At 63.8% G+C, this 26503-nt stretch carries 23 protein-coding genes and 2 tRNA genes; 9 read left to right on the top strand and 16 right to left on the bottom strand.

The window, feature by feature from the left end:
* Positions 1-78 precede the first annotated feature (78 nt).
* From FJW08_RS28170 to FJW08_RS28150, 5 genes are all read right to left on the bottom strand, one after another.
* A complete protein-coding gene (locus FJW08_RS28170; protein ID WP_140813168.1) occupies positions 79-1701 on the bottom strand; it encodes a dipeptide ABC transporter ATP-binding protein in 1623 nt (540 codons plus the stop codon).
* On the bottom strand, positions 1698-2567 hold the full coding sequence (locus tag FJW08_RS28165) for an ABC transporter permease (protein ID WP_140813167.1): 870 nt from the start codon (positions 2565-2567) through the stop codon (positions 1698-1700). Before FJW08_RS28165 ends, FJW08_RS28170 begins: the two co-directional genes overlap by 4 nt.
* The gene (locus FJW08_RS28160; protein WP_140813187.1) at positions 2564-3511 is read right to left on the bottom strand and encodes an ABC transporter permease; all 948 of its coding nucleotides are present in this window, start codon (positions 3509-3511) and stop codon (positions 2564-2566) included. The genes FJW08_RS28165 and FJW08_RS28160 overlap by 4 nt, the downstream gene beginning before the upstream one ends.
* Before the next feature lie 211 nt (positions 3512-3722).
* Complete coding sequence (locus FJW08_RS28155) at positions 3723-5204, bottom strand: ABC transporter substrate-binding protein (RefSeq protein WP_140758279.1); 1482 nt, start codon at positions 5202-5204, stop codon at positions 3723-3725.
* A gap of 164 nt (positions 5205-5368) precedes the next feature.
* The gene (locus tag FJW08_RS28150) at positions 5369-6649 is read right to left on the bottom strand and encodes an acetylornithine deacetylase/succinyl-diaminopimelate desuccinylase family protein (RefSeq protein ID WP_140813166.1); all 1281 of its coding nucleotides are present in this window, start codon (positions 6647-6649) and stop codon (positions 5369-5371) included.
* A gap of 214 nt (positions 6650-6863) precedes the next feature.
* On the opposite strand from FJW08_RS28150, the gene FJW08_RS28145 reads away from it, so the two are divergent.
* On the top strand, positions 6864-7292 hold the full coding sequence (locus FJW08_RS28145; RefSeq protein ID WP_140813165.1) for a L,D-transpeptidase: 429 nt from the start codon (positions 6864-6866) through the stop codon (positions 7290-7292).
* Positions 7293-7355: 63 nt separating this feature from the next.
* On the opposite strand, the gene FJW08_RS28140 is transcribed toward FJW08_RS28145, so the two are convergent.
* The 9 genes from FJW08_RS28140 to FJW08_RS28100 form a co-directional block, all read right to left on the bottom strand.
* Positions 7356-8339 (bottom strand): lipid A biosynthesis lauroyl acyltransferase, encoded by a 984-nt coding sequence (locus tag FJW08_RS28140; protein WP_181183074.1) that lies wholly within the window; start codon positions 8337-8339, stop codon positions 7356-7358.
* Between the two features lie 13 nt (positions 8340-8352).
* Positions 8353-9381 carry a zinc-binding dehydrogenase gene (locus tag FJW08_RS28135; protein WP_140813163.1) on the bottom strand — a complete coding sequence of 343 codons (1029 nt, stop codon included), beginning with the start codon at positions 9379-9381 and terminating at the stop codon, positions 8353-8355.
* A 36-nt stretch (positions 9382-9417) separates the two neighbouring features.
* A complete protein-coding gene (locus tag FJW08_RS28130; protein ID WP_140813162.1) occupies positions 9418-10689 on the bottom strand; it encodes a beta-ketoacyl-ACP synthase in 1272 nt (423 codons plus the stop codon).
* Positions 10690-10734: 45 nt separating this feature from the next.
* Positions 10735-11922 carry a beta-ketoacyl-ACP synthase gene (locus FJW08_RS28125; RefSeq protein WP_140813161.1) on the bottom strand — a complete coding sequence of 396 codons (1188 nt, stop codon included), beginning with the start codon at positions 11920-11922 and terminating at the stop codon, positions 10735-10737.
* 55 nt (positions 11923-11977) lie between these two features.
* Positions 11978-12271, bottom strand: a complete 294-nt coding sequence (locus tag FJW08_RS28120; RefSeq protein WP_140813160.1) for an acyl carrier protein — start codon at positions 12269-12271, stop codon at positions 11978-11980.
* Between the two features lie 175 nt (positions 12272-12446).
* Positions 12447-13589 (bottom strand): slipin family protein, encoded by a 1143-nt coding sequence (locus tag FJW08_RS28115; RefSeq protein ID WP_181183077.1) that lies wholly within the window; start codon positions 13587-13589, stop codon positions 12447-12449.
* A 358-nt stretch (positions 13590-13947) separates the two neighbouring features.
* Positions 13948-14015: transfer RNA gene (locus tag FJW08_RS28110), tRNA-Met, on the bottom strand.
* A gap of 2 nt (positions 14016-14017) precedes the next feature.
* Positions 14018-14091, bottom strand: a tRNA-Tyr gene (locus FJW08_RS28105).
* A 229-nt stretch (positions 14092-14320) separates the two neighbouring features.
* The gene (locus FJW08_RS28100; protein WP_140813159.1) at positions 14321-14869 is read right to left on the bottom strand and encodes a histidine phosphatase family protein; all 549 of its coding nucleotides are present in this window, start codon (positions 14867-14869) and stop codon (positions 14321-14323) included.
* Positions 14870-15124: 255 nt separating this feature from the next.
* Between FJW08_RS28100 and FJW08_RS28095 the strand changes: the two genes are divergently transcribed.
* The 3 genes from FJW08_RS28095 to FJW08_RS28085 all read left to right on the top strand — a co-directional run bounded on the left by FJW08_RS28095 (position 15125) and on the right by FJW08_RS28085 (position 18824).
* Entirely contained in the window at positions 15125-16075 is a 951-nt protein-coding gene (locus tag FJW08_RS28095; protein WP_140813158.1) for an AEC family transporter, read from the top strand.
* 183 nt (positions 16076-16258) lie between these two features.
* On the top strand, positions 16259-17716 hold the full coding sequence (locus FJW08_RS28090) for an NAD-dependent succinate-semialdehyde dehydrogenase (protein WP_140813157.1): 1458 nt from the start codon (positions 16259-16261) through the stop codon (positions 17714-17716).
* Positions 17717-17801: 85 nt separating this feature from the next.
* Positions 17802-18824, top strand: coding sequence for an aldose epimerase family protein (locus FJW08_RS28085; RefSeq protein ID WP_140813156.1), 1023 nt, complete (start codon positions 17802-17804; stop codon positions 18822-18824).
* A 5-nt stretch (positions 18825-18829) separates the two neighbouring features.
* On the opposite strand, the gene FJW08_RS28080 is transcribed toward FJW08_RS28085, so the two are convergent.
* Positions 18830-19753 (bottom strand): sugar kinase, encoded by a 924-nt coding sequence (locus tag FJW08_RS28080; RefSeq protein WP_140813155.1) that lies wholly within the window; start codon positions 19751-19753, stop codon positions 18830-18832.
* A 151-nt stretch (positions 19754-19904) separates the two neighbouring features.
* Between FJW08_RS28080 and FJW08_RS28075 the strand changes: the two genes are divergently transcribed.
* The 4 genes from FJW08_RS28075 to FJW08_RS28060 all read left to right on the top strand — a co-directional run bounded on the left by FJW08_RS28075 (position 19905) and on the right by FJW08_RS28060 (position 22264).
* Positions 19905-20354 (top strand): FixH family protein, encoded by a 450-nt coding sequence (locus FJW08_RS28075; RefSeq protein ID WP_140813185.1) that lies wholly within the window; start codon positions 19905-19907, stop codon positions 20352-20354.
* A 7-nt stretch (positions 20355-20361) separates the two neighbouring features.
* The gene (locus FJW08_RS28070) at positions 20362-21561 is read left to right on the top strand and encodes a cytochrome c peroxidase (protein ID WP_140813154.1); all 1200 of its coding nucleotides are present in this window, start codon (positions 20362-20364) and stop codon (positions 21559-21561) included.
* Between the two features lie 68 nt (positions 21562-21629).
* Positions 21630-21953, top strand: coding sequence for a type II toxin-antitoxin system RelE/ParE family toxin (locus tag FJW08_RS28065; RefSeq protein WP_140758292.1), 324 nt, complete (start codon positions 21630-21632; stop codon positions 21951-21953).
* Positions 21950-22264, top strand: a complete 315-nt coding sequence (locus tag FJW08_RS28060; RefSeq protein ID WP_140758293.1) for a helix-turn-helix transcriptional regulator — start codon at positions 21950-21952, stop codon at positions 22262-22264. Before FJW08_RS28065 ends, FJW08_RS28060 begins: the two co-directional genes overlap by 4 nt.
* 4 nt (positions 22265-22268) lie before the next feature.
* Here the strand turns inward: FJW08_RS28060 and FJW08_RS28055 are convergent, their stop codons facing one another.
* On the bottom strand, positions 22269-22721 hold the full coding sequence (locus FJW08_RS28055; RefSeq protein ID WP_027046935.1) for an Lrp/AsnC ligand binding domain-containing protein: 453 nt from the start codon (positions 22719-22721) through the stop codon (positions 22269-22271).
* A gap of 162 nt (positions 22722-22883) precedes the next feature.
* Here FJW08_RS28055 and putA point away from each other — a divergent pair, with 162 nt between their 5' ends.
* Complete coding sequence (putA, locus tag FJW08_RS28050) at positions 22884-26492, top strand: bifunctional proline dehydrogenase/L-glutamate gamma-semialdehyde dehydrogenase PutA (protein ID WP_140813153.1); 3609 nt, start codon at positions 22884-22886, stop codon at positions 26490-26492.
* Positions 26493-26503 lie beyond the last annotated feature (11 nt).

Here is a 26503-nt window from a genome sequence, read left to right as displayed (position 1 = left end):
TGCCTGCGGCAGCTCCCCGGCGTTCGCGGCCTTCCATCGTGCCACCGGCACGATGGATTCGCTTCGCGAACCGGCTGCTCACCCCTGTTCCTGCAGCCGACGAGCGATCGCGCGATGCAAATCCGGGGCGGCGGTGACCAGCGCCCTGGCGGCCTCGGATTGCGGGTGGTCCAGCACTTCGTTGGTCTTGCCGCGCTCGACGATCTTGCCGTCATGCATGACCAGCACTTCATCCGTGATGGCGCGGGCGACGGTAAGGTCATGGGTGATGAAGAGATAGGCGATGCCAAGCTTCTGGTTGAGATCGGCGAACAGGTCGAGGATCTGGGCGCGGATCGAGACATCGAGCGCCGAGACCGGCTCGTCGGCGACCACCAGTTTCGGGCGGGTGATGATGGCGCGGGCGATCGACAGGCGCTGACGCTGGCCGCCCGAAAACTCGTGCGGGTATTTGTCCATGTCGCGTTGGTCGAGGCCGACCTCGTGGAGCGCATGCGCCACCATCTCCCGGCGCTCGGCGCGCGTCGGTTTTTTCGCCAGGACATGCAACGGCTCGGCGACCAGCCTCTCGACCTTCTGGCGTGGATCGAAGGAGCCGTAGGGGTCCTGGAAAACGACCTGCATGTCGCGCCTGGCCGGCTTCAGCTCGGCTTCGCTCTTGCCGGTGATGGCTTCGCCGCGAAACCGGATCGTGCCTGAACCCGGTCTGTCCAGTGCCAGGATCATGCGGGCAAGGGTCGACTTACCGCAGCCGGAGCGGCCGACCAGCGCCACCGACTGGCCCGGCGCCATCGACAGGGAGACGTTGTCGACCGCGCGGATAGCAGGCGCGCGCCTGAACAGCGAGATGCGGCGGCCGGGGTAATCGCGGGTGACGCCTTCGACCTGGAGCAAAGGTTTGTCCGTCCCGACACTGTGAGGCCTGGCGCGCGCCGGAACATGCATCGAAGCCTGCGCCAGTTGGCGCGTATAGGGGTGGAGCTGACCGGAGAGCGTGCGCGCGGTGTCGCCTGCTTCCATCACCTCGCCATGGCGCAGGATGGTGATGCGGTCCGCCATCTCGGTCACGACAGCCAGATCATGCGAGATCAGCAGCAGGCCCATGCGGTTCTCCGCCACGAGGTCGCGCAGGAGGTCGAGGATCTGCGCCTGCAGCACCACGTCGAGCGCCGTCGTCGGCTCATCGGCGATCAGCAGCTTCGGCTTCAGCGCGTAGGCGATGGCGATGACGACGCGCTGGCGCTGGCCGCCGGACAGTTCGTGCGGATAGCGCGACAGCGGGAATTTCGCTTCGGGCAGGCCGACGCGGTCGAGCATTTTTCGCGCCCGCTCCTCGGCCTCGGCGCGGCTCGCCCTAACGTGCCAGCGTATGCCTTCGGCCACCTGTTCGCCGATCGTCTTGACTGGATTGAGCGCTGTCATCGGTTCCTGGAACACCATGCCGATGTCGTCGCCGCGCAGGGCGCACATCTGGTCCTCGGTTGCCGTCAGGATATCGATGCCGTCGAATGTGACGCGGCCGGTGGCGCGTGCGGCATGGGGCAGGAGCCGCATCACCGTCAGCGCGGTCATCGATTTGCCGGAGCCGGATTCGCCGACCAATCCCATCACCCCGCCTGGAGCGACGGACAGCTCTATGTTCTTCAGGATTGGGGTGTCGCCGATGGTCAGCGACAGATTGTCGACTTCGAGCAGGCTCATCGCTGCCGCCGCGATTTCGGGTCGAGAATGTCGGCGATGCCGTCGCCCAGGAGGTTCAGGCCGAGCACGGTGACGACGATCGCCATGCCGGGGAAGATCGCCATCCACGGCGCCACCACCATGCGCGTCTGCGCGTCGAACAGCATGCGGCCCCAGCTCGGCATTGGCGGCTGCGCGCCGAGCCCGAGATAGGAAAGCCCGGCTTCGGCCAGGATGCCCAGCGCGAACTGGATTGTGCCTTGCACCAGCAGCAACGTGGCGATGTTGGGCAGCACGTGTTCGATCGATATCTGCGTGCTGCTCTTGCCGGCGACGCGCGCGGCAAGGATGAATTCGCGCGGCCAGATGGCAAGCGCGCCGGCGCGGGCAACGCGGGCAAAGACCGGAATGTTGAAGATACCGATGGCGATGATGGCGTTGACGGCACCCGGCCCGAAAATGGCGGTGATCATGATCGCCGACAGCAGCGCGGGGAAGGCGAAGACGAGGTCGTTGACGCGCATCAGCGCCTCGTCGACGAGGCCGCCGCGCGCCGCCGCGAAGGCGCCGAGCGGCACGCCGATCCCCATGCCGATGCCGACGGCGACCAGCGCCACGGCAATCGAGTTGCGGGCGCCGACCATGATCATCGACAGGATGTCGCGGCCGAAATGGTCGGTGCCGGACCAATGGGCCAGCGAGGGGCCTTGCGTCTTGTCCGCTATGACCAGCTTCGTCACATCGTAAGGCGTCCAGACATAGGAGACGATGGCCATCGCCAGGATCAGCACGGTGATGATGAAGCCGGCGACGAATGCGGTATTTCCAAACGCCTTGGCCAGGATGCTGCGGAACGTCTCGTCGGGGATATCGATGCGCAGCGTCATTGCCGGGTCCTCAGGCGGGGATCGACCACCGCGTAGGAAAGGTCGACGACGAGGTTGACGGCGATGACGGCCGCGACCAGCAGCATGACGACGCTTTCGACGACGATCAGATCGCGCTGGGTGATCGCCTGGAACACCAACCGGCCGAGCCCTGGCAAATAGAAGACATTCTCGATGATGATGGTGCCGGCGAGCAGGAAGGCGAATTGCAGGCCAAGGATGGTCAGCACCGGGATCATGGCGTTGCGCAGCGCGTGCCGCCACAGCACGGCGCGATAGGGCAAGCCCTTGGCGCGGGCGGTGCGGATATAGTCCTCGTTCAGCACCTCGATCAGCGCCGAGCGGGTGACGCGCGCCAGGATCGCCGCTTGCGGCAAGGCAAGCGCCACCGCCGGCAGAAGCAGCGATTTCAGCGCTGGCCAGGCACCGGCACTCCAACCGGGAAAACCACCGGCCGGGACCAGGCGCAGCCAGACGGCGAAGACATAGATCAGCATCAGCGCGAACCAGAAATTGGGCACGGCGACGCCAAGCTGCGCCACGCCCATCGAAATCGTGTCGCCGGCCCGTCCGCGCCGGCTGGCGGAAAACAGGCCGACCGGAATGGCGAGGATGGTGGAGAGCGCCAGCGCGATCAGCGCCAGCGGCAGCGAGACGGCGAGCCGTTCACGCACGAGATCGATGACCGGCACCGAATAGGTATAGGAGCGGCCGAAATCGAGGCTGAGCAGGCCGCCGGCCCAGTGCAGGTAACGCCAAGCCAGAGGCGCGTTGAGGCCCATCTGGTTGCGCAAGAGTTCCACCTGGTCGGCGCTGGCGTTCATGCCCAGCATCAGCCGCGCAGGGTCGCCGGGGAGGACTTCCAGCACGGCGAACACCACCATCGAGGCGAGGATCAGCGTGGCAAGGGCGATGGCGAGGCGCTTGAGGAGGTAGGCAGTCATGGGAGGCGAGGAGGCGGCAGCATGGCGTTCTTCCTTCTCCCCTTGTGGGAGAAGGTGGCCTCGCGAAGCGAGGTCGGATGAGGGGTGCTGGACGAATTGCAGGTTGAGTTTGTTCCAGCACCCCTCATCCGTCTTGGCGCTTTGCGCCAATCCACCTTCTCCCACAAGGGAAGAAGGGAAGTCCCGCGCAACCGCTGCCGCACCACAAGCCTCACTCGCTCCATTTCACCTTGGTGAGATCATTGGCCTGGATCGGCGCGTTCTCCCACAGGCCCTGCAATTTGGCGTCCCAAACGCCAACCTTGGGCAATTCGTAGAGGAAGCCGACCACGGCGTCGTCGGCCAAGATCTTCTGTGCCTCGCCAAGCAGTTCCTTGCGCTTGGTTTCGTCGGAGGTGAGGTTGAGGTCGGCGATTATCTTGTCGAAGGTCGGGTTGTCGTAGTTGAAGTAGTAGTCCTTGCGCGAATAGATATCGATGTCGTTGGGTTCGGTGTGGGAGACGATGGTCAGGTCGTAGTCCTTCTTGGTGAACACCTGGTCCAGCCACTGCGCCCATTCGACCGGGATGATCTCGAGGTTGATGCCGACATCGCGAAGTTCCGAGGCGATGATCTCGCCACCCAGCCGTGCATAGCTGGGCGGCGGCAGTTTCAACGTCGCCTTGAAGCCGTTCTCCAGCCCGGCTTCCTTCAGCAACTCCTTGGCCTTGTCGACATTGTGCGGATAGAGGCCGGTGAGGTCGACATAGTCCTTGTTGGCTGGCGACATGTGCGAGCCGATCGGCAGGCCAAGGCCGGCCGAGGCGCCGTCGATGATCGCCTTGCGGTCGAGCGCGTAGGAGATCGCCTGCCTGACCTGCAGCTTGTCGAAAGGCGGCTTCTTGTTGTTGATCGCCAGGATGGTCTCGCCCTCGGTCGAGCCGATCACCACCTTGAACCGCGGGTCGTCCTTGACCTGTGCCAGGCTGTCGGGATCGAAAAAGGGGAAGGCCTGGATGTCGCCGGACAGCAGCGCCGGCACATAGGCCGCGGCATCCGGGACGATGCGGAACTCGACCTTGTCGAGGAAAACCGGAGCGCCCCAGTAATGGTCTGCTTTTACCAGGGTGATCGATGATCCCTTGGCCCAGTTCTGGAACTTGAACGGGCCGGTGCCGATCGGTTTCTCCTTGTTGGTTTCGGCGGATTTCGGCGACACCATCACCGCGTCGCCCCAGCCCATATTGTAGAGGAAGGACCCTTGCGGGTTCTTCAGCGTGACCTTGACCGTTGCGGGATCGATGATCTCGACCTTGTCGATGGCCGCGAACAGGCCCTTCTGCGCATTGACCGAATTGTCGGCGCGGGCCCGGTCGAGCGAGAATTTCACGTCGTCGGCGCTGAAATCGGCGCCGTCGTGGAATTTGACGCCGGTGTGCAGCTTGAAGGTGTAGACCTTGCCGTCATCGGAAATGGTCCAGCTTTCGGCCAAATCCGGCAGCACCTCACCCTTCGGGCCGATGCGCGTCAGCCCTTCGAAGACATTGGCGTAAAGCACCTCGTCGATCGCGGCCGCCGCACCCGCAGTCGGATCGAGATGCGGTGGTTCGAGCGGAATGCCGATGACCAGGTCGGTCCGCGCCGCGAACGCCTGAGTGCCGGCGGCCAGCATCAGCACGGCCGCGGCGGCCAGAATGGTTTTCCACAATTTCATCGCGCGACTCTCCCTATCAGCTCAAACATGCGCTCAAACCTAAGGGATAGAAGCGTGATTTCGCGCGGGAGTAAATTGCGTTTCGTGCTGCGCGGCGGCAGGGCCGGGAATGTCTTTCTCCCGGCGGCCTCGCCGATCGATCCAAGCTTGGCCGTGTGCGGACATTATCCAGCGACTGTACCACGCAGCAGCACGTTGAGCCCGATCGCCATCACCTTGGCCGATTCCACCATGTCCGATATGCCGACCCATTCGTCCGGCCGGTGGGCAAGGTCGAGAATGCCCGGGCCATAGGCGATGCAGTCGTAGATATGGCCGATACGGGCGATATGCTTCTGGTCGTAGGTGCCTGGCGAAATGACGTAGCCGGGCTCGCGGTCGAAGATCGCATGAATGCCTTGCGCCACCGCCTTGACCACGGGTGCGTCGCGCTCGGTCATCAGCGGCAGCACTTCCATCAGGTCGCGGATTTCGTAGTCGAATTTTTTGCGCTCGCGCTTCAGCCGTTCGAGAATGCCGGTCACTTCGCTTTTGACCGTGGCCAGATCCTCCTCGAGCAGGAAGCGGCGGTCGATGGTCAGCCGGCAGGAATCGGGCACGTTGGGCGAGGGCAGGCCGGGCCGGAAATCCTCGGTCTGGCCGCCATGGATGGAATTGATGTTCATGGTCGAGCGCCTGGCGCCTTCCGGCACCACCGGCATGCGCGTCGTCTTGCGGTCGAGCGCCGGAAACAACTCGTCCTCGAAGGCTCGCAGGACGGCGCCCATGTGGCGCACCGCATTGTCGCCGAGAAACGGCATCGAGCCATGCGCGATCTCGCCCTTGGTCTCGATCTCAGCCCACCAGACGCCGCGATGGCCAAGGCAGATGCGGTCCTTGTTCAATGGTTCAGGAATGATGACATGGTCGACCCTGGGTTTCGAGAAATAGCCGAGCCCGGCCAGATGGGCGACGCCGCCGAAGCCGCCGGACTCCTCATCGACCGTGCCCGAAATCTCGATGGCGCCGGGAAAGTCGGGGAAGACCTCCATGAAGGCTTCGACAGCGATGATGGAGGCGGCGAGGCCGCCCTTCATGTCGCAGGCGCCGCGGCCATAGATCTTGCCGTCCCTGATGACGCCGGCAAAGGGATCCACGGTCCAGCCTTCGCCAGCCTCGACCACGTCGATATGCGAATTGAAGTGGACGCAGGCGCCGGGTGACCGGCCGTCGAAGCGGGCGACGACATTGACGCGCGGATAGCGATCGGTGTCGCCGGGCGTGCCTTCGGCGCGGATGAACTCGGTCTCGAAGCCGCATTTCCGAAGCCGCGCGCCAATGTACTCGGCGCATGGCCGGTAGGCATCGCCGGGTGGATTGATGGTCGGAAAACGGATCAGGTCGGCGGTCAGCGCCACCAACTCGTCGCGCCTGTTATCGATTGCCTCGAGGAGTCGCTCGTTCATGCCGCGAGTTGAGCAGCGATCGCCACGGTTTTGCAAGCCCGTCGATCAAACCGTGCAGCGTGTCCTTGCGGCAACTATCGCGGGAAATCGTTCAAATTCACGGCTTTGGATTGGCCAATTGGTCAAGGAGTGTGTGTTATCCGTTCACCGCCATTAAAAAGAAAAAAGAACGTGATGGCGGGCAGGCAAGGGGCAATCAAAGGGGTTTGATCGCATGAAGAAGTTTTTACTTGTGTCCGCGGTGCTGGCAACCGCGTTGTTTGGCACATCTGTGGCGAGCCAGGCGGCGATGCTTGAAGCAAAGATCGATGTGTCATCGCAGACTATGACAGTGAGATATGGCCTGGAGGTTTACCGGTGGACGGTGTCCACGGCGCGTCCAGGTTATTTCACGCCGCGTGGCACCTACCGGCCGCAGCGGACCGCACGGATGTGGTATTCGAAAAAATACCATATGTCGCCGATGCCATATTCCGTATTCTTCCATGGTGGTTATGCGATCCATGGAACAGGCGCCGTCAGGCAGCTCGGTCGCCCGGCCTCGCATGGCTGCGTAAGGCTGCATACGGCAAATGCCGCGGCATTCTATTCGATGGTGCGCGAGGTCGGATTCGGCAATACGCGCATTGTCGTCACCAACTAGACGATTGGCTGTTCGCTGATATTGTCTGCTGGCGGAGGAACTCGCGTTCCCGCCGGCGGCTGTTCAAGCGTCTGAGACGGGAACCGGCTTGGCGCGCTTCTTGCGCCGCCAGTTGCTGATCTCCCACCTTTTGTGGAACCACATCCACTGGCCGGGATCCTCGCGCACCCAGCGCTCGACGACGTCGTTCAGCATCTGGGTGGTGGCATGCACGTCGACGCTCCCGTCGGCGGTGCGCGGCAGGACCAGCTTGTCCTCGATCTCGAGCCGGAAGCGGTTGCCCGGTAACCTGACGCAACGTGCCGGGTAGACATCGCAGTCATAGTGGCGGGCAAGGGTGCCGAGCACGCGGTTGCTCTGGCAGGGGCGGCCGAAGAAGGTGGTGTCCAGGCCGTTGGAGAATTTCTGGTCGACGAGAACGCCGATATTGCCGCCATTCTCCAAGACCCCCGCGAGCGCGAACGACGCACCGGCCATCGAAGGCAGCAAGCCTCCCATGGTCGATCGCCTTGTCGAAAGGATGTAGTCGGCAAGATAGGGGTTGTTGGGCGGGCGAAACAGCGCCGTGATGTTCATGCCAAAGGTCGCGGCCGCCACCGGCAGCAGCTCGAAATTGCCGAGATGGCCGGTGAAGACGATGTGCGGCTGCTTCTCGGCCGCGATCTCGACGAAATGCTCTGTTCCCTTGACCTCGATCCGACCCGGCTTGCCGGCCGCGGGGTCATAGTCGAACAGGGCGTCGAGGAAGATATATTCTGCGGCAAGGCGGGCCATGTTGCCCCACATGTCGGAGGCGATGGCCTGGATTTCGCCGTCGCTCTTTTGCGGATAGGCCTTGCGCAGATTGTCGATGGCGACCTGGTGGCGTCCGACCCTTGGGCCGATGAGGCGAGCCGTGCGGTCGGCAAAATTCAGCGCGCTGTCGACCGGCAGCAGGCGCAGCAGCGACATGATGACCATCGCCGCGCGCGCGACAAGCCAGTAATTCACCTGGCGCAGTTGTCTGCCATAGCGAAATTTCAGATCGCGGCGAAGCTTCTTGAGCACGGAAATCGAGGCTCTAGGCGACGCGCAGGATGATCTTGCCGAAGACGTCGCGGCCTTCCATGCGCTTCAACGCGGCATCGATATCGTCGAAGCCGACCTCGGTGTCGATGACCGGCGCGACTTGTCCCGCGGCCATCTTCTGCATGGCGTTGGCCATGTTCTCCATGCGGCAACCGAAGGATCCGAACAGTTTCAACTGCTGCTGGAAGAGTTGCATCAGGTTGATCTGCGTCGACACGCCCGAGGTTGAGCCGCAGGTCACCAGGCGGCCACCGCGCTTCAGGCACAGCATCGAGCCGGCAAAGGTGTCGGCGCCGACATGTTCGAACACGACGTCGACGCCTTTCTTCTTCGTCAGCTTGCGCACGACGCCTTCGAAGCGATCGTCACGATAGTTGATGACATGGTCGGCGCCGAGCGCCTTGGCCTTGTCGATCTTGTCGTTCGAGCCGACCGTGGTGATGATCGTGCAGCCCATTCGCTTGGCCAACTGGATAGCCGCCGAGCCGATGCCCGATCCGCCGGCATGGACGAGGATCGTCTCGCCCGGCTGCAGCCTGGCATTATCGAACAGCATGTGCTCGACAGTGCCAAAAGTAACGGGCGCCACCGCGGCCCCGATATCGGTCACGCCGGGCGGGGCGGGGACCAGCAGGCGCGCCGGCAGGTTGATCTTCTCCTGCGCGAAGCCATCGAGATGGAAGCCGTGAACGCCCGAAACATGTTCGCACAGATTGTCGCGACCTTCGCGGCAGGCACGGCAGAGGCCGCAGGTGCGAGCGCCGTAGATCGACACCAATTGTCCGGGCAGCAGGCTGGAAACGCCGGGGCCGACCGCCTCGACCTCGCCCGAGGCCTCGGCGCCGACGACCAGCGGCAGCTTGCGCTTGGCGAAGGCCATGCCACGCCAACCCCAGACGTCGATATGGTTCAGCGCCACCGCCTTGATGCGCAGCGTCACTTCGCCAAGTGCGGGTGGCGGCGGGGGCGGCAGGTCCACCGTTTCAAGGCGGCGGTCCTCGATAAGTTGCAGTGCGCGCATGGAGCCTGTCGGTTCTGTTAAGCGGAAAGGGCTCGCTTAGACCGGTTCCCGCGCCATGACAAGGCAAGTGTTCTGGCCGCCGAAGCCGAAGGAGTTCGACAGAACGGTGCGAACCTGCGCATCGCGCTTCTTGTTCGGCACGACATCGAGCACGATCGCGGGGTCGGGATTATCATAGTTGATGGTCGGGGGAATGACGCTTTCGCGCATCGTCATCAGCGAAAACGCCGCTTCGACCGCGCCCGCCGCCGACAGTGTATGGCCGATCATCGACTTGTTGGACGAGATGGGCATCGAGCCGATGCGCTCGCCAAACACCGTCGACAGCGACAGGTGCTCCATCTTGTCGTTTTCCGGCGTCGAGGTGCCATGGGCGTTGACATAGTCGATCTCGTCCTGGCCGAGGCCCGCGTCGGCAAGTGCCGCCCGGACAGCGGCAATCGCCGGCGAACCGTCCGGCTTGGAGCGGGTGCGGTGGAAATCGTCGGCCTTTTCGCCACAACCGCTGAGGATGCCGAGAACGGCGGCGCCACGAGCAAGTGCCGCCTCCAGCGATTCCAGCACCAGAGCGCCGGACCCCTCCGCCAATACGAAGCCGTCACGGTCCTTGGAAAATGGCTTGGAAGCCTTTTCCGGATTGTCGTTGTGGGTGGAGAGAGCCGACAGCAGCGAGAATCGGATCAACGCCTCGGCGGTCGCCGAGCCGTCGGCGCCGATCGACAGCGCCCGGTTGCATTCGCCACGACGGATCGCCTCGACGCCGAGCTGGATGGCGGTGGCGCCGGACGCGCAAGCCGTCGAGAGCGTGATCGGCAGGCCGCGCGTGCCGAACCGGTCGGCGAGCCGGTCGGCGATCGAGCCGAACTGCGTGGTTTCGAAGACATCGAGTTCCTTCAGGCCGCGCGCCACGCGCAGCAGCCTTTCGGCGCCGGAATCCTGCTTGTCGGAATTGTAGAGCGCGAAGCGCTCGTGCCAGTCGAGTTCGACCGGCGGTGAGGCAAGGAAGAGAGGACCGCCGAAATCGCTCGAATCAAGGCCTGATTCGGCCACCGCCTCGCTCGCGGCCGTCTCGGCCAGTTCGTAGGTGAGGGGGCTGGCGCCCTTCGAACTCGATGCAAGAAAGTCGACCATGCCGGAGATACGCGTGTTGAGGTGATCGACCGGGAAACGGGTGATCGGGTGGATGCCTGACTTGCCCGAAGTCAGCGCTGCCCAATTATCCGATTTGCCGACGCCGAGCGAGGTCACCACCCCGATGCCGGTGACGGCGACAATGGGCCTGCCCATGTGATCTCTGAAATTGGCCATCCGGGAGCCCCTCTTATCTCTGCGGCATGATCGCGAAACGCCGCCTCAGGCGGCGTTGACCAGCGCCATGCCCTCGAATTGGTGATAGCCGATCGCCGTTGCAAGGACGCTCGCGGGAATGCCTTCGAATGGCTTTTCGGCCGTAGCGTCAAAAACAGGGTAAGCGGCCTTGCGGTCGACAGCCAATGCCGCCAGCGCCACGGCGAATGGGAACTGTGCTTCCTTCATATGCCCGGTCAGCGTCGAGAAGCCGCGCGCGGCGATTGCCGGATTGGCGTCGAGCGCCGCTTTCTCGGCAATGGTCGCCGCATGTGCGCCGGACGCGCCCGACATGGCGAGCAGCTTGCCGCCAGGCGACGCCTGCTTGAGCAAAGCGGCGATCTCGGCATCGAGTTCTCCGCGCGACCGCCTGGCGCGGCCGGACACGACTTGTCCGAGCTCGGCGTAAATCTTGCGCCCCCGGCTTGCCGCGTGTTCGCGCTGCTCAAGCACCAGGAAGGCGCCGCCGGAACCCGACACCACGCCGCCGCCCTCGGCGCCCTGCCTTTGCCAGACAGGCTTCCACGGGCCGCGATGCAGATAACCGGCAAGCTCATAGCCGAGCAGCATGTCGGAATGTTCGGTCTGAAAGGCGCCGCCGACCAGGATGTGCGTCGACTGGCCGGAGCGGATACGCGCGGCCGCGGTCTCGACGGCGGCGACGCCAGCGCCTTCCTCGCCCATGAAGGTGCGCGAGGACCCCGTCACCTTGTGGACGATGGAGATGTTGCCGGCCAGCAGATTGGACAGCTGCGCCAGGAACAGCGTTGGGCGCAGCTCGGTGGTCAGCTTCTCGTTGAGCAGCACGTCGCGGTCGTTGCGGTTTTCCGAAGCGGCGAGAATGTCGGCGTCGACCGCTTCGTCGCGCTCGCCGCCGCCGGCCGCCACAACCATGTCCATGGTCGTGCAGAGTTCGTCATTGCCCTTGATGCCGGCATCGTCCAGCGCAAGTCCGGCGGCATAGGTGCCGAGCCTCTGCCATGTCTCCATCTGGCGCTGGTCGCCGCGCTTGGCGATCTGAAGGTTCCAGTCGATCTCGGGCAGCGGATGGACGGTGTAGGGTGCAAAGCGCGCGGCTTCGAGCACCGGCTCCCGGCCGGGTTGCGCCAGCTTCTGCCAATGGGCGTCGGGACCTTCCCCCAGCGAGGAAACAAGGCCGATACCAGTGATGACGACGTCGTGGGGGCTGCTCATGGGCGGCTTTGTGGGTCAGGCGACGGAGCGCGTCAAGTCACGCGCCCTGATGACCTCAGGCGGTCTTGGCGGCAACCAGCGCGTCGATCTTGGCGCAAAGGTTCCTCATGACGAAGTAATCATCGGTCGAAGCCTTGCCGTCATTGACTTCCTGGGTCCACTTTTCCAGCGGCACCTTGATGCCGAATTCCTTGTCGATGGCGAAGACGATGTCGAGGAAGTCGAGGCTGTCGATACCGAGATCGTCAATGGTATGGCTCTCGGGCGTGATGGTGTCGATATCGATCTCGCTGGTGTCGGCAATGATCTTCGCGACTTTGTCGAACGTGGTGGAGTTCGTGGTGGACAAGGGGCTTTTCCTTCTTTGCGGGTGGAATCTGTCCGCATTCGTTTGGGCGCTGTCTAATCGGTTTTTTCCGGCAGGAAAAGGCCTGATAAGCCGGGCGCAGATGGGCAGGGCGCCCAGGAAATGCAAGAAGGGCCGCCGGTTGACCCGGCGGCCCTTCCATTGACGCGGCGTAAGCTCAGCCGTCGCGGAGCTTGACCAGGTCGTTCAACAGCCCGCCCGTTCCGTTGTGGACGGTCAGCCGCTCGACCTTGCCGGCGATGGTTTCCAGAGCCTCGAGCTCCTTCAGCCGCAGCATCACCGGGTTCTCCGCCATCACCCTGGCCGTGTTGAGCAGGGAACGCGTGGCGTTCGTCTCCTCGCGGCGGCGGATGACATTGGCCTCGGCCTGCTTTTCGGCCGAAACCACCTGGTTGAGGATCTCGCGCATCTCGCCCGGCAAGATGACATCCTTGAGCGCGATATCGCTGACCTCGACCCCGATCTCGGCCATGTCGGCCCGGACCTTGGCCGCCGCCTCTTCGTCGACCGTCACCTTCTTTTCAAGGATCTGGTCGAGGGTGAGCGCGCCCAACGTCTTGCGGAAGGCGTATTGCAGGGCACGGTAGAGGGCCTCGGAGAAGTCCTTCACCGCGCTCACCGCCTTGACCGGATCGACGACCCGGTATTCGGCGGCGATGTTGACGCGGATCGTGACGCGATCCCTGGTCAGCACTTCCTGCCCGGCGACGTCGAGCGACTGGCGCTTGAGGTCGACGACCTTGATCTGCACCATCCGTCCGACGTTCCAGAAGCCGTGCACGCCAGCGGCAAGCGTCCGCACAAGGACACCGTCGACGAACAGCAATCCGGCCTGACCATCCAGAACCGGATGGACGGACATCAACTCCGCCTTCCGGGCCTGGCCGAGCCGGCGCATGACCGCCGGATCGATGGCAAGATCGGCCGACGTTTCGATCATCGTCACCTTCCACGGTCCGGCATCGGTCCACAGCACCAGCTTGCGGTCCGGCGCCAGCACGGAATGGAGGTTGCCGTCACGCTCGATGATTGCGACCTCCGTGCGCCCGGTGCGGACGACGGTGAAATGACGCGCGGCCACGTCCGGGAGCTTGTCGAACAACGCCTTCTCGTACGCCGAAACGAATTCCGGGTTCTTCAGATCGTGCCGGGACACCTCAAGGCTCTGGTTCCGGTTGGCGAGCAAGTGCTCACCCGGCAGCAGGACAGCCTTGATCTCTCCCTTGTAGAGGGTGAGATCACGTTCGTTTTCCTTTACGAGGACGCGCTCGCGTCCAAGAACCTTGTCGAGAATGGTCATCATTGTCTTACTCCTGTCGGGCATGGCCCCATGCGAGGCGTCACGTCATGCGTCGATCTTCCCTTCGTTTCTCGTGTCACTTCCAATTCCGGCACGAATGATCCGGGGACTGGTGGCATCAATCCGTGGCGGGTCCTCGGGAGCGGATCGCGGGGCAGTGAAGCGGGCGCCGGAGGCCAAAAGTCTCCGTTGCCGGCGACGCTGCGCCTTGACCATCACCGCGAGCCTGGCCGCGAGCCGATGGCGTCAGACCTTTCGACACGGCCTTGGCCCGAAGGCTTTGGCCGTCCGTTAGGTCTTCAGCATTCCAGTCCCCGGACCGTTTCAGATAACACCTGGTAGGTGCTGGCTTATCAGGCCAATGGAGAAGGAATCGAACCTTCGACAGTCAGATTATGAGTCTGATGCTCTCCCAGCTGAGCTATCCGTGGTGCAGACGACGGGACTCGAACCCACAACCTCCGGATTACGTCCGGCGCTCTCCCAGTTGAGCTACATCCGCGATCCCAATCCCCAAAGCGGCGCCGTACACAGGGCGGCAAAGCCGCCTGCACGGGCGGAGACGAAAGCTCCAACCGTTGTGCTCGCTTCGGTTTTCGTGACCGGGAGCGCGCCTATAGCCCCTGCGACGGGTTGTCGCAAGCGGCATTGACATGTCGAATTCGCGGCTTCTTTTCGGTGTGGCATTTTGGCAACGCTGGAGGCCGCGTCTGCAATCGGGAGCTGCAGCCTCAGAAGGTGACGCGGCCAAGCACGCGCAGGCCGTCGCCCTGCGGTTCGACGACCACCGCCTCGCCCTCGCGCGGCGCGACGCCCGTGAGCGCCACGATGTTTTCCAGATGGGTGACCAGGACCAGATTGTCGGAGCCGGAATAGGCGCGGATTTCCTTCATGATGGCGGCGATCTGCGCTGCTTTCTGTGCATCGTCGCCCTTCAGGAGGTCGAGCGGTGGAAAAGGCTCCGGCTCGGCCTCGAAGGCGGTGCGTGCCGTGTCGAGGCAGCGGCAATAGCGGCTGGACAGAATGCGCTCGATGGGAGCCGCGCGGGCGGCAAACAGGGCGCCGATCTTGCTTGCCTGCTGCTTGCCGCGCGCCGACAGATTGACCTGGGTGGCGCAATTGCCGATGTCGAAATTGGCGGGGTCGGTGGTGCCGGTGACCATGGCGTGGCGCAGCAGCACGACATGGCCGCCGTCGCGCAGCAGCGCCCAGCCGGCGTCCGTCGCGTGCGCGGCGGCGGGGACCACAAGCAGGAACAACGCCAAGGCTAACCGGATCATCGCCACCCCTTCCATGAGTCCGCATCGGGTCCCAACCATTCGCATATAGGGATTGGAAAGCGGGCACAAAGACAAGCCAGGCGTCGGCCGCGTCTCATGCCTCACTTTTTGGCGAGCTGCTGCTTCACCAGATCGATCTTCTGGTCGGTGAGCGGCATGGGGATCGTGTAGCCGGCTTCGGTAAAGCTTGCCTGCCGACGATGATCAAATTCGGGCGCGATTGCGCCGCGACCGTGGGTCGCCTATCCCTGAAAAATGTCTCCGCTCACCGAAACCGTCCTGTTCGTCTTCAGTCTTGTCGCGCTCGGCTATCTCGCTGGGCTCACAGGCTATTTGAGGCCGGCGAGCGGCGAGGGGATATCCGACTTCGCGGTCTCGGTGGCAATGCCGCTGCTTCTGTTCCAGACCATGGTCAAGGCCGATTTCCACGGCGTGGCGCCATGGCCGCTATGGGGTGCCTATTTCACCGCCGCGGCGATCACCTGGGCCGCGGGCCATGTCGTCACCACGCGGATCTTCGGCCGCGATGCGCGCGCCGGGGTGGTCGGCGGGGTGTCGTCGGCCTATTCCAATATCGTGCTGCTCGGTGCCCCCTTCATCCTTGGCATATTCGGTCCGAGCGGCTTCGAAGTGCTGTCGCTGCTGGTCTCGGTGCATCTGCCGATCATGATGATGGCTTCGATCGTGCTGTTCGAGATGTTCGGCCGGGGCGGCGGCGAACATGTGCATCCGTTGCGGGTCCTGCGCGGCTTCCTGAGACGGCTGTTCATCAACCCGCTGATCATCGGCATTCTCCTGGGGCTGGCATGGCGGCTCAGCGGCGTGCCGTTGCCTAGTCTCGTCATGCGGCTGGTCGATGCGCTGGCGAATACGGCCGGGCCGGTGGCGCTGTTTGCCATGGGGCTAAGCCTGCGCCGCTTCGGCATATCGGGCAATGTTCGCCCGGCGCTGGCGCTTTCGGTGCTGAAGCTGTTCCTGATGCCGGCTCTGGTTCTTGCCTTCGTCTGGCTGCTCGGCCTGCCGCCATTGACGGCCAAGGTGGCGGTCGTGGTGGCGGCGCTGCCCTCCGGCATCAACTCCTATCTCATCGCCGTCCAGTTCAACACCGGCCAGGCACTGGCGTCGAACCAGATGACCATCGCGACTGCCTGCGCCGTCCTCACCACCGCTTTCTGGCTGACGGTGGTCCTGCATGTCTTCGGGTGAGATTGACGACGGCGCATGCCAACCCGCCCTCGTCTTGCGCTGGTCCAACCCCTATATGCCATCTTGCGATTGCTTGCGGGGCTTTCCCTAGGTTAAGAGCAATGGCTCCAGCGTGCGGCCCTGCCTGCGCTTTACCGAAGACATCCAGATAGCGGCCCGTGAGCGCCGAACGGAGGCTAGACCATGCTTCAGAAAACCAGCCATTTCGTGCGCCAGGCCAATCTCATCAACGGCGAGTGGGTGCAGGCCGACAGCGGCCAGACGGTCGATGTGAACAATCCGGCTACCGGCCTCAAGATCGGCACGGTGCCGAAGTCGGGCAAGGCCGAGACACGCCGCGCCATCGAGGCCGCCGACGAAGCTTTCAAGACCTGGCGCAAGACGACCGCGCTCGAGCGCTCCAAGCTGCTGCGCAAGCTGCATGACGCGATGATGGACAATCAGGACGTGCTGGCCGAACTGCTCACCATCGAGCAGGGCAAGTCGCTGTTCGAATCCAAGGGCGAGATCGGTTCGGCTGCCGCCTACATCCTGTGGTTCGCCGAAGAAGGCCGCCGCACTTACGGCGACGTCGTGCCCTCGCCATGGGCGGACCGCCGCATCCTGGTGACCAAGGAGCCGGTCGGAGTCATCGCCGCCATCACGCCGTGGAATTTCCCGTCCTCGATGCTGGCCCGCAAGCTCGGTCCCGCACTTGCCGCAGGCTGCACCGCCGTCGTCAAACCGGCCTCGCAGACGCCGTATTCCGGCCTCGCCTGGGGCGCGCTGGCCGAGGAAGTGGGCTTTCCCAAGGGCGTCGTCAACATCCTGACGGGCGCCGCCGGCGAGATCGGCGACGAGATCTGCGCCAATCCGCTGGTCAAGAAGATCACCTTCACCGGCTCGACGGAGGTCGGCAAGATCCTGATCCAGAAATCGTCGGTCACCGTCAAGAAGGTGTCTATGGAACTCGGCGGCAATGCGCCGTTCATCGTCTTCGACGACGCCGACATCGACCGTGCCGTGGCCGGCGCGATCACCGCCAAATACCGCAATTCCGGCCAGACCTGCGTCTGCACCAACCGCTTCCTCGTCCAGGCAGGTGTTTACGACAAGTTCGTCGAGAAGCTCGCCGCGGCCAGCGACGGCCTGAAGGTCGGCTCGGGCCTTGAGGAAGGCGTCCAGCAGGGGCCGCTGATCGACGAGAAGGCGGTCGAGAAGGTCGAGGAGCTGATCGCCGATGCCACTTCGAAGGGCGGCAAGGTCGTCGCAGGCGGTCATCGCCACGCGCTCGGCGGCTCATTCTTCCAGCCGACGGTCATCGCCAACGCGACGCCGAAAATGCGCTTCATGAAGGAAGAGATCTTTGGCCCGGTCGCACCCGTGTTCAAGTTCGAAACCGAGGAAGAGGCCGTCGCGCTTGCCAACGACACCGAGTTCGGCCTTGCCTGCTATTTCTATACGGGCGATCTCGGCCGCGCCTTCCGGGTCATGGAAGGCCTGAAATACGGCATGGTCGGCGTCAATGAAGGCCTCATCACCACCCCGGAGGCACCGTTCGGCGGCGTCAAGGAATCCGGACTTGGCAAGGAAGGCGGACATCAGGGCATTGAGGACTACCTCGATACCAAATATGTGTGCATCGGCGGCCTCGGCCTCTGATAGGCTCGTGCTGGGGCAGGCTGGTAAACCTGCCTCAGGCTGAACAACCAGCCGAAGTCCTTTGGATCCACTGGCATTTGCGGGCATGATGATGAAGGACGGCGAGGTTTTCGGCACGACGCAGGCGGGCGAACCGATCCGCCGCTTCACCATCAGGGGCGGCGGCCTCACCGCCAACATCATCGGGCTTGGCGCCATCGTCCAGGACCTTCGCCTGACCGGGCATGATGCGCCGTTGGTCCTCGGCTACAGCAATCTGGAGGCCTATGAGACCGACACTGGCTTCTTCGGGGCCGTGGTTGGGCGCTACGCCAACCGCATCGGCGACGGCCGCTTCACGATTGGCGGCAACCGGTACCAGACCGAGCGCAACTTCCTGGACAAGCATACGCTGCATGGCGGCTCGCAAGGCTACTCCCACCGGCCATGGACGGTTTCACTGCATGGCAGGGATTTTGTCACGCTGACGCTGCATGATCCCGATGGCGCGATGGGCTTTCCCGGCGCGCTCGACGTTACCTGCACCTACCGGCTGAAAATTCCCGGCACGCTGAGCGTCGAACTGACGGCGACCTGCGAGGAGCCGACGCCGTGCAATCTCACCCAGCATTCCTACTTCAACCTCGATGATGGCGGCACGGGCGACATTCTCGACCACAGGATGATGCTGAACGCCGGCGCCTATCTGCCTGTCGACGGCGACATGATCCCGACCGGCGTGGTGAAGCCGGTCGATGGCACGCCTTTCGATTTTCGCCATGCGCGGCCGCTGCGCATGGAGACCGAGGGTGAGCAGCTTCCCTACGACCAGAATTTCTGCCTGGCCGCGACACGCGGGCCGCTCAAGCAGGCAGCGTGGGTGCAAGGGGCGAATTCCGGCGTCGAGATGGAAGTCTGGACCACGGAGCCTGGTGTTCAGCTCTATACCGGCCAATATGTGACGCCACGCACCGGCCTGGAAGGACGAAATTACAAGGCCTTCAGCGGTTTTTGCCTGGAGCCGCAAATATGGCCGGACGCGCCGAACCGGCCCTATTTCCCGCAGGCGACGCTATGGCCGGGCGCAATCTACCACCACGTGACCGAATACCGGTTCCGGCAGGGTTAGCTTTTTCAGGACTTGTCGAACGCCGCTCGTAGCGTCTCGAACGGCGCCAGCGCCCCGCGGACCTGCACGACGGCGGCGGCAACGCGGTGCGCGTGCCGGACAGCGTCCGTCGGACCAAACCCGGCGAGCCGTGCGGCGAGATAGCCGCCGTTGAAGGAATCCCCGGCACCTGTCGTATCCACGGGCATCGCGACATGGATTGCGGCGACCTCCCGCAGCGCTCCACCCTCGGCAATCAACGCCGGTGCTTCGCCGTTCTTGACCACGACCTCCTTGACCAATTGACCGAGGCGATCAGCGGTCGCCTGCGGCGTGTCATCGCCGAACAGCATTTGCTCGTCCGGGAAGGTCGGCAATGCGATGTCGGTGACGGCAAGCGCTTCGACGATCGCTGCCTGCGCATCCTCGCGGCTGCGCCAGAGCCGTGGCCGATAGTTAGGATCGAAGGCGATCTGCGAGCCCGCCGCGCGTGCCTTGGTCACCGCTGCAAGCAGTGTCTTGCGCGCGACATCGTCCAGAATTGCCAAGGTAATTCCAGAAAAGTACACAAGCGCCTGATTTTCCAGATTTTTCGACAGTGCTGCTGGATCCGACGCGAGCTGCCTGGCGGCGGCGTCGCCGCGCCAGTAGGTGAAGGAACGCTCTGCGCCGGTCAGCGTGATCGCATAGAGGCCGGGGCGTGCGCCCGGTATGACCGGGCTGGAACCGATGCGGATGCCGTTTTCGGCGAAGAAAGCGATCTGGCCTTGCGAGAAAGGGTCGTCGCCGAAAGCCGAGACATAGGTTGCCGGCCGGTCAGCGCTCAGCGCATGCAGCGCCCACAGTGTGTTGAACGTGTCGCCGGCAAAGCCCATGCGCCAGTTCGGGCCGGTCTGGCCCGACAGTTCCAGCATGCATTCGCCGATCGAGGCGACGCCGTTTCCGACCATCTGCAATCCTCCAGTGATTTGCGTGCTGTAGCTTTTTGCCGGCCGCAGCGCCATGCTTGGCAAGCAGGCATTTTTGCGCCACAGCGTTTTCCCACAGGCTGGCGGGATGCGATCCGCCCGGCAGAACGTTATCCGCGGAAGAGGAACCGGTTTGGCATCGTTATGGCGTTATCTGTTGGCGGGTCTTGGTCTGGCTGCTTTGCTGGTCGGCGTGCTGGCGGCCGTTTATCTGACCGCGCCGCATTCGGCACAGCCCGTCGGCCCGGATGTCTCGCGGACGAAGAAAACCGACAACGGGTTGTATGTAGCGAGTTTCGTGCCGGAACACGGCGTGGTGCGGCAGGGCGAGCTGGAATCCTGGCTGCTGACGCTGAAGACAAAGACAGGGGCTTCGGTGGAGCGCGCCGCGATCGGCATCTCCGGCGGAATGCCGCAACACAATCACGGTCTGCCGACCAGCCCTCAGGCGACCGACTATCTAGGCGAGGGACGCTACCGCATCGAAGGGGTGAAATTCACCATGAGCGGCTGGTGGCAACTGCGTTTTGCCATATCGTCCGGCGCGGGCTCCGACACTGTGCTGTTCAACGTGGTGCTGTGAGCGGTCGATGAGGCGCTTTTTCTGCTTTTTGGCACTGACGGTGGCGGCCATCCTTGCCGGTTGCGGCAAGCCGGATTTTTCCGACGCCGAGAAGAAAACGATTGCTTCGCTGGCATTGAACACACTGCCGGCGCTAAAGCCGGACACCACCAATCGCTTTGCGGATGTGCCAGCCGCCGCCGCACTCGGCTCGACGCTGTTCTTCGACGTCGGGATGAGCCGGGATGGCACGGTGTCTTGCTCGACCTGCCACAAGATCGACCGCCAGTTCCAGGATGACCTGCCGCAAGCGGTGGGCGTCGGCCGCACCAACCGGCGCACCATGCCCCTGGCCGGTGTGGCGCGCGACCCCTGGTTCTTCTGGGACGGACGTCGCGACAGCCTGTGGGCGCAGGCGCTGACACCGCTCGAAAACCCGTTGGAACAGGCGGGAAACCGCACCGCCCATGCGCATTACATGAAGACACGCTTCGGCGAACGCTATGAGCGGATCTTCGGGCCATTGCCTGATTTGTCTGGCATTCCGCCGAATGCCAGCCCGCTTGGAAGCGATGTGGAAAGGGCAGCCTGGAACGCGATGAGCGACGCGCAGCGTAATGCGGTCAACCGCATCTACGCCAATATCGGCAAGGCGATCGCCGCTTTCGAACGCTCGATCGAGCCGGCGCCGACGCGCTTCGACCGCTTTGCGCTGGACCTTGCCACGGGCGCCGAACCGACAGGCGACGCGGCCTTTTCGCAAGAAGAAATCCTTGGGCTGAAACTGTTCATCGGCAAGGCCAATTGCGTGACCTGCCACAACGGCCCGCGCTTCAGCGACAACGGTTTTCACAACACGGGTGTGCCGCCGGTTGCCGGCCTGCCGGCGGACCGTGGGCGGGTCGATGCGGTGGCCCAGGTCGAGGCCGACCCGTTCAACTGCTTCGGCGCCTATCGCGATGGCGATGCCAGTGCCTGCGGCGAACTGCGCTTCATGGTCAAGGATGCGCCGGAACTTGTGCGCGCCTACAAGACGCCGTCGTTGCGCGGTGCGGCGACGCGGCCGCCCTACATGCATGCCGGGCAGTTTTCATCGCTCGACGAGGTTGTGGCGCACTACGCCAAGGCCGCGCCAAGTGTGGAGGGGACATCCGAGGTCCATCCACTGGAGCTGTCGGACCGCGAGCGCGCCGCGCTGGTGGCCTTCCTGAAGACGCTGTCGGAATGACGCCAAGGACTGTCAGTCGCATGCTGAGCAGTTGAAAAAATATTGCAAAAAAGATATGTTGTAACCCGATGAGCTGGTCAGTCGAGTTTCTCAATGTCGAGGTGAGACGGGAGCTGGAGGCCCAGCCAAAAGATATTCTCGCCAGTTTTCTGCGGATATCGCGGCTGATCGAAGTGCATGGGCTGCAGAAAGTCCATGAACCATATGTGAAGCATCTGGAAGGCCCGCTCTGGGAAATGCGGATGAAGGGCCGGGATGGCATTGCTCGCGCGGTCTATGTCACTGCTTTCGAACGCCGCGTGGTTGTGGTGCGGGTGTTTGCCAAGAAGACCCAGAAGACGCCGCGAAACGAGATCGAGCTTGCCCTAAAGCGAGCGAAGGAGGTTCCATGAGCCGAAAAGCAATTTCAGTCGAGGACGCCGCCAAGGAGTGGTTCAAGGACCCTCAATTCGTTGTCGAATACGATGCGTTGGAGGAAGAATTCGCCATAGCCGAAGCTTTGATCAGGGCACGAGGCGACGCCGATATGACTCAGGAACAGGTCGCTGCGGCCATGGGAACTACACAAGCCGTGATCGCTCGCCTGGAGAGCGGCCGAAACATGCCCTCGACCCGAACCTTGCAGCGCTTCGCAAAGGCGACCGGATCGAAATTGCGCATCAGCTTCGAGCCGGGCAAGCCGAAGTCACGCGCCGGCCATTAAGTGTCTACCGGTCCTTCACCGTTTCCATCGCCACGAAGGTCGAGGTCTGGGCGACATGGGGCAGGGCCGAGATGCGCTCGCCGAGCACGCGACGGTAGGCGGCGATGTCCCGGGTACGGACCTTCAGGAGATAGTCGAAGCTCGATGCCATCATGTGGCACTGCTCGATCTCCGGCACGGCCTGTACGGACCGGTTGAAGGCATCGAGCGCGGCGGATCGGGTGTCCGACAATTTCACCTGGACGAAGGCGACATGGCCTTCGCCCATGCGCTCGCGGTCGATGATCGCCTGGTATCCCCTGATATAGCCGTCCTTCTCCAGCCGCTTCACCCGCGCCTGCACCGGTGTCTTCGACAGGCCGACCTTGGCGGCCAGTTCCGACATGGAAAGCCGGCCATTGCCGGCCAGCGCCGACAGGATGTTCCTGTCGATGCGGTCCAATTGGTCTTCTGTCATCGAAACTGTAGCCTAAATCAGCGATTCTTAGCGCTATCATAGGTCAATTGATCTACGCTGTCGATTTTTTCAGATCGCCTGAAATCTGGTACTTGTGCTAGCTTGCGCCATTCGGTCCGGTGACCGCCGGCCCGTTCCCTTATGCTTGCTCATAGGACCGCCATGCCGCTCGACGCCATCCGCCAGCAGATCCGTGCCAACTATTTGCCCGACGAAGACGCAGCGGTTAAGCGATTAGCCGAGGCGACCGGGCTTTCGGCAGGAGACCGCAAGGCGATCTCGGTCCGCGCGGCCGACCTGGTGCGGGCGGTGCGGGGCTCCACCGATCCCCGCCTGATGGAAGTCTTCCTCTCCGCCTATGGTCTCTCCACCAAGGAAGGCGTGGCGCTGATGTGCCTGGCCGAGGCGCTGCTGCGCGTGCCCGATACCGAGACGATGGACGATCTCATCGCCGACAAGATCGCGCCGCACGACTGGTCGGCGCATTCAGGCGGTTCGAGCTCGATCTTCGTCAACGCCTCGACCTGGGCGCTGATGCTGACCGGCAGGGTGCTCGACGAAGGCGAGGGCGGCATCGAAGGCACGCTGCGCTCGATGGTGCGCCGTCTTGGCGAACCGGTCATCCGCAAGGCGGTGGCCGCCGCCATGCGCGAGATGGGCGAGCAGTTCGTACTCGGCCGCACCATCGCCGAAGCCGTCAAGCGCGGCCGGCCGATGATCCAGAAGGGTTACCTCTATTCCTTCGACATGCTGGGGGAGGCCGCCCGTACCGAGGCGGATGCGCTGCGCTACCACAAGGCCTATGCCGACGCCATTTCCTCGCTCGATTCCGGCTCCAACGGCCCCGATATCCGCTTTAACCACGGCATCTCGGTCAAGCTCTCGGCGCTGCATCCGCGCTACGAGGTGGCGCAGAAGGAAGAAATGCTGCCTGTGATGGCCGAGCGGCTGCTGTCGCTCGCTCTCGCGGCTAGACATTCGCGGATGGGCCTCAACATCGATGCCGAGGAGGCGGATCGTCTCGACCTTTCGCTCGATGTGGTCGAGCGCGTGCTGGCGGAGCCGGAGCTCGCCGGTTGGAACGGTTTTGGCGTCGTCGTGCAGGCCTATGGCCCGCGCGCGGCTTTCACCATCGACTGGCTCTATGAATTGGCCAAAAAGTACAACCGCAACATCATGGTTCGGCTGGTCAAGGGCGCCTATTGGGACACCGAGGTCAAGCGGGCGCAGACGCTCGGACTGTCAGGCTATCCCGTGTTCACGCGCAAGGCCAACACCGACGTTTCCTACATCGCATGCGCGAAAAAACTGCTTGGCATGACCGATCGAATCTATCCGCAATTCGCCACCCACAATGCCCACACCGTCGCCGCCATTCTGTCGATGGCCGACAACCGCGACACCTTCGAATTCCAACGCCTGCACGGTATGGGGGAGGCGCTGCACGAAACGGTGCGCAAGGCCGAAGGCACGCGCTGCCGCATCTATGCTCCGGTTGGAGCGCATTCGGACCTGCTTGCCTATCTGGTCCGCCGCCTGCTGGAGAATGGCGCCAATTCCTCTTTCGTGCATCAGCTGACCGACGAGGAGGTCGAGCCGGAGGACATCGCGCGTGATCCACTGGAAACGGTCGAACACCAGGGTCCCGCCGCCAATCCGGCGATCACTCGGCCTTCCCAGATTTTTGGCGCGGGCCGTCGCAACTCGAAAGGGTTCGACATCACCGATACGGTGACGCTGGCAGCGATCGACCGGGCCAAATCGGCATTCGCGGGTCGCGATCGCTGGCACGCCAAGCCGATCACGCGCGCCGCCGGCTACGGCAAGCAGCGCCCGATCGTCAATCCGGCAAAGCCTTCCGAGGTCGTCGGCACGGTTCACGAGGCCGCCGCCAAGCAAGTCGCGACCGCCGTACGAATCGCGGTGGAGGCGCAGCCGGCCTGGGCAAAACGGCCGGCCGCCGAGCGTGCCGCGATCCTCGACCGTGCGGCCGACCTTTACGAGGCCAATGCCGTCGAGTTCTTTGCGCTCGCGACGCGCGAGGCCGGCAAATCGCTGGCCGACGGCATCGCCGAAGTGCGCGAGGCCGTCGACTTCCTGCGCTACTACGCCGCCGAGGCGACGAATGCCGAGGCGGGCACGCAAGCGCGCGGCGCGATCGTGTGCATTTCGCCGTGGAATTTCCCGCTCGCCATCTTCACCGGCCAGATCGCGGCAGCACTCGTCACCGGCAATTCGGTGATCGCCAAACCGGCCGAGCAGACGCCGCTGATCGCCTTCCGCGCCGTCGAGATGCTGCGCGAGGCCGGCGTGCCGGAAGACGTCATCCAGCTCCTGCCCGGCGACGGCCCATCGGTCGGCGGCCCGCTGACAGCGGATCCGCGTATTGCCGGCGTCTGCTTCACCGGCTCGACCGAGGTTGCCAAGCTGATCGAAAAACAGCTGGCCGAGACCGCCGCGCCGGACGCCATGCTGATTGCCGAGACCGGCGGTCTCAATGCCATGATCGTCGATTCCACCGCACTGCCCGAACAGGCGGTGCGCGACATCCTGGCGTCGGCGTTCCAGAGCGCCGGCCAGCGCTGCTCGGCGCTGCGCGTGCTCTATGTGCAGAAAGACGTCGAGAAGAAGATGCTGGAGATGCTGAAGGGCGCCATGGAGGCACTCAATGTCGGCGATCCCTGGCGGATTTCGACCGATGTCGGGCCGGTGATCGACGATGAAGCGCAAAGTTCGATCCGCGATTATTGCACGACGATGGGGCTGCAAGGGCGGCTGATCGCCAAGCTGGAACCCCCTAAGGACGGCCGCTTCGTCGCGCCGCACGTCTTCCGCGTCAAGGGCATCGAGGAGATGGAACGCGAAGTGTTCGGGCCGGTGCTGCACGTCGCGACCTTCGACGCCGACCAGATCGACACCGTCATCGCCGCCATCAACCGCAAGGGTTATGGCCTGACCTTCGGCCTGCATACGCGCATCGAGGGCCGCGTGCAGCATTTCGTCGACGGCATCCATGCCGGCAACATCTACGTCAATCGCAACCAGATCGGCGCCGTCGTCGGTTCGCAGCCATTTGGCGGCGAGGGGCTGTCGGGCACCGGGCCAAAGGCCGGCGGCCCGCACTATCTCAGGCGTTTCCGCAAGGGGCCGGAAGCCGGCACGGAAGTCGGCGAGGGTCATAGGGTGACAGCGACCGAACTGGCCGACAATCTGCCCGATCCGGCGCTTGGCGGCTGGTCGACGCGGCCGGACCGGATCGCCATTCTGAGGAAGCATCTGCGCGGCAAGGGCGCGGCGGCGATCGGTGCCGCTGCCGGCGTCGATTTCGGCCAGGTCGATTTGCCTGGCCCGACCGGCGAGGCCAACACGCTGTCGCTGTCGCCGCGCGGCCGGGTGCTGTGCCTGGGGCCGGACGCCGACACGCTGCTTGCGCAGACCATCCAGGCGCTCGCCGCCGGCAATGCGGTGCTGGCGGTGGCGCCAGGTGCCCCGGCTGCCCTCTCCGCATTGACCGGGAAAGGCCTGCCGCTGGCGGCCATCGACGGCCGCCCCGATCCTGTCGAGGCGCGCTCGCTGCGCGTCGATGTCGTTGCTTTTTCAGGCACGCCCGAGGCGGCGCGCATCGTGCGCAAGGTCATCGCCGAGCGCAGCGGGCCGATCGTGCCGCTGGTCAGCGAGGTGCTCAATCCGGCGGCCTATGCGCATGAGCGGGCGGTCTGCGTCGACACCACCGCCGCGGGTGGCAATGCCAGCCTCTTGGCCGCCGCATAGACTGGTCGGTG

This window comes from Mesorhizobium sp. B3-2-1 (genome assembly GCF_006439515.1).
Lineage (GTDB): Bacteria > Pseudomonadota > Alphaproteobacteria > Rhizobiales > Rhizobiaceae > Mesorhizobium.
The sequence above is the reverse complement of the archived record's forward strand: the minus strand, read 5'-3'. Positions and strand labels throughout refer to the sequence as shown.

Bases quoted from the DNA above. Each gene is read 5' to 3' on its own strand.
- FJW08_RS28170 (WP_140813168.1), bottom strand. From the start codon at position 1,701: ATGAGCCTGCTCGAAGTCGACAATCTGTCGCTGACCATCGGCGACACC.
- FJW08_RS28165 (WP_140813167.1), bottom strand. From the start codon at position 2,567: ATGACGCTGCGCATCGATATCCCCGACGAGACGTTCCGCAGCATCCTG.
- FJW08_RS28160 (WP_140813187.1), bottom strand. From the start codon at position 3,511: ATGACTGCCTACCTCCTCAAGCGCCTCGCCATCGCCCTTGCCACGCTG.
- FJW08_RS28155 (WP_140758279.1), bottom strand. From the start codon at position 5,204: ATGAAATTGTGGAAAACCATTCTGGCCGCCGCGGCCGTGCTGATGCTG.
- FJW08_RS28150 (WP_140813166.1), bottom strand. From the start codon at position 6,649: ATGAACGAGCGACTCCTCGAGGCAATCGATAACAGGCGCGACGAGTTG.
- FJW08_RS28145 (WP_140813165.1), top strand. From the start codon at position 6,864: ATGAAGAAGTTTTTACTTGTGTCCGCGGTGCTGGCAACCGCGTTGTTT.
- FJW08_RS28135 (WP_140813163.1), bottom strand. From the start codon at position 9,381: ATGCGCGCACTGCAACTTATCGAGGACCGCCGCCTTGAAACGGTGGAC.
- FJW08_RS28130 (WP_140813162.1), bottom strand. From the start codon at position 10,689: ATGGCCAATTTCAGAGATCACATGGGCAGGCCCATTGTCGCCGTCACC.
- FJW08_RS28125 (WP_140813161.1), bottom strand. From the start codon at position 11,922: ATGAGCAGCCCCCACGACGTCGTCATCACTGGTATCGGCCTTGTTTCC.
- FJW08_RS28115 (WP_181183077.1), bottom strand. From the start codon at position 13,589: ATGACCATTCTCGACAAGGTTCTTGGACGCGAGCGCGTCCTCGTAAAG.
- FJW08_RS28100 (WP_140813159.1), bottom strand. From the start codon at position 14,869: ATGATCCGGTTAGCCTTGGCGTTGTTCCTGCTTGTGGTCCCCGCCGCC.
- FJW08_RS28095 (WP_140813158.1), top strand. From the start codon at position 15,125: ATGTCTCCGCTCACCGAAACCGTCCTGTTCGTCTTCAGTCTTGTCGCG.
- FJW08_RS28090 (WP_140813157.1), top strand. From the start codon at position 16,259: ATGCTTCAGAAAACCAGCCATTTCGTGCGCCAGGCCAATCTCATCAAC.
- FJW08_RS28085 (WP_140813156.1), top strand. From the start codon at position 17,802: ATGATGATGAAGGACGGCGAGGTTTTCGGCACGACGCAGGCGGGCGAA.
- FJW08_RS28080 (WP_140813155.1), bottom strand. From the start codon at position 19,753: ATGGTCGGAAACGGCGTCGCCTCGATCGGCGAATGCATGCTGGAACTG.
- FJW08_RS28070 (WP_140813154.1), top strand. From the start codon at position 20,362: ATGAGGCGCTTTTTCTGCTTTTTGGCACTGACGGTGGCGGCCATCCTT.
- FJW08_RS28065 (WP_140758292.1), top strand. From the start codon at position 21,630: ATGAGCTGGTCAGTCGAGTTTCTCAATGTCGAGGTGAGACGGGAGCTG.
- FJW08_RS28060 (WP_140758293.1), top strand. From the start codon at position 21,950: ATGAGCCGAAAAGCAATTTCAGTCGAGGACGCCGCCAAGGAGTGGTTC.
- FJW08_RS28055 (WP_027046935.1), bottom strand. From the start codon at position 22,721: ATGACAGAAGACCAATTGGACCGCATCGACAGGAACATCCTGTCGGCG.
- putA (WP_140813153.1), top strand. From the start codon at position 22,884: ATGCCGCTCGACGCCATCCGCCAGCAGATCCGTGCCAACTATTTGCCC.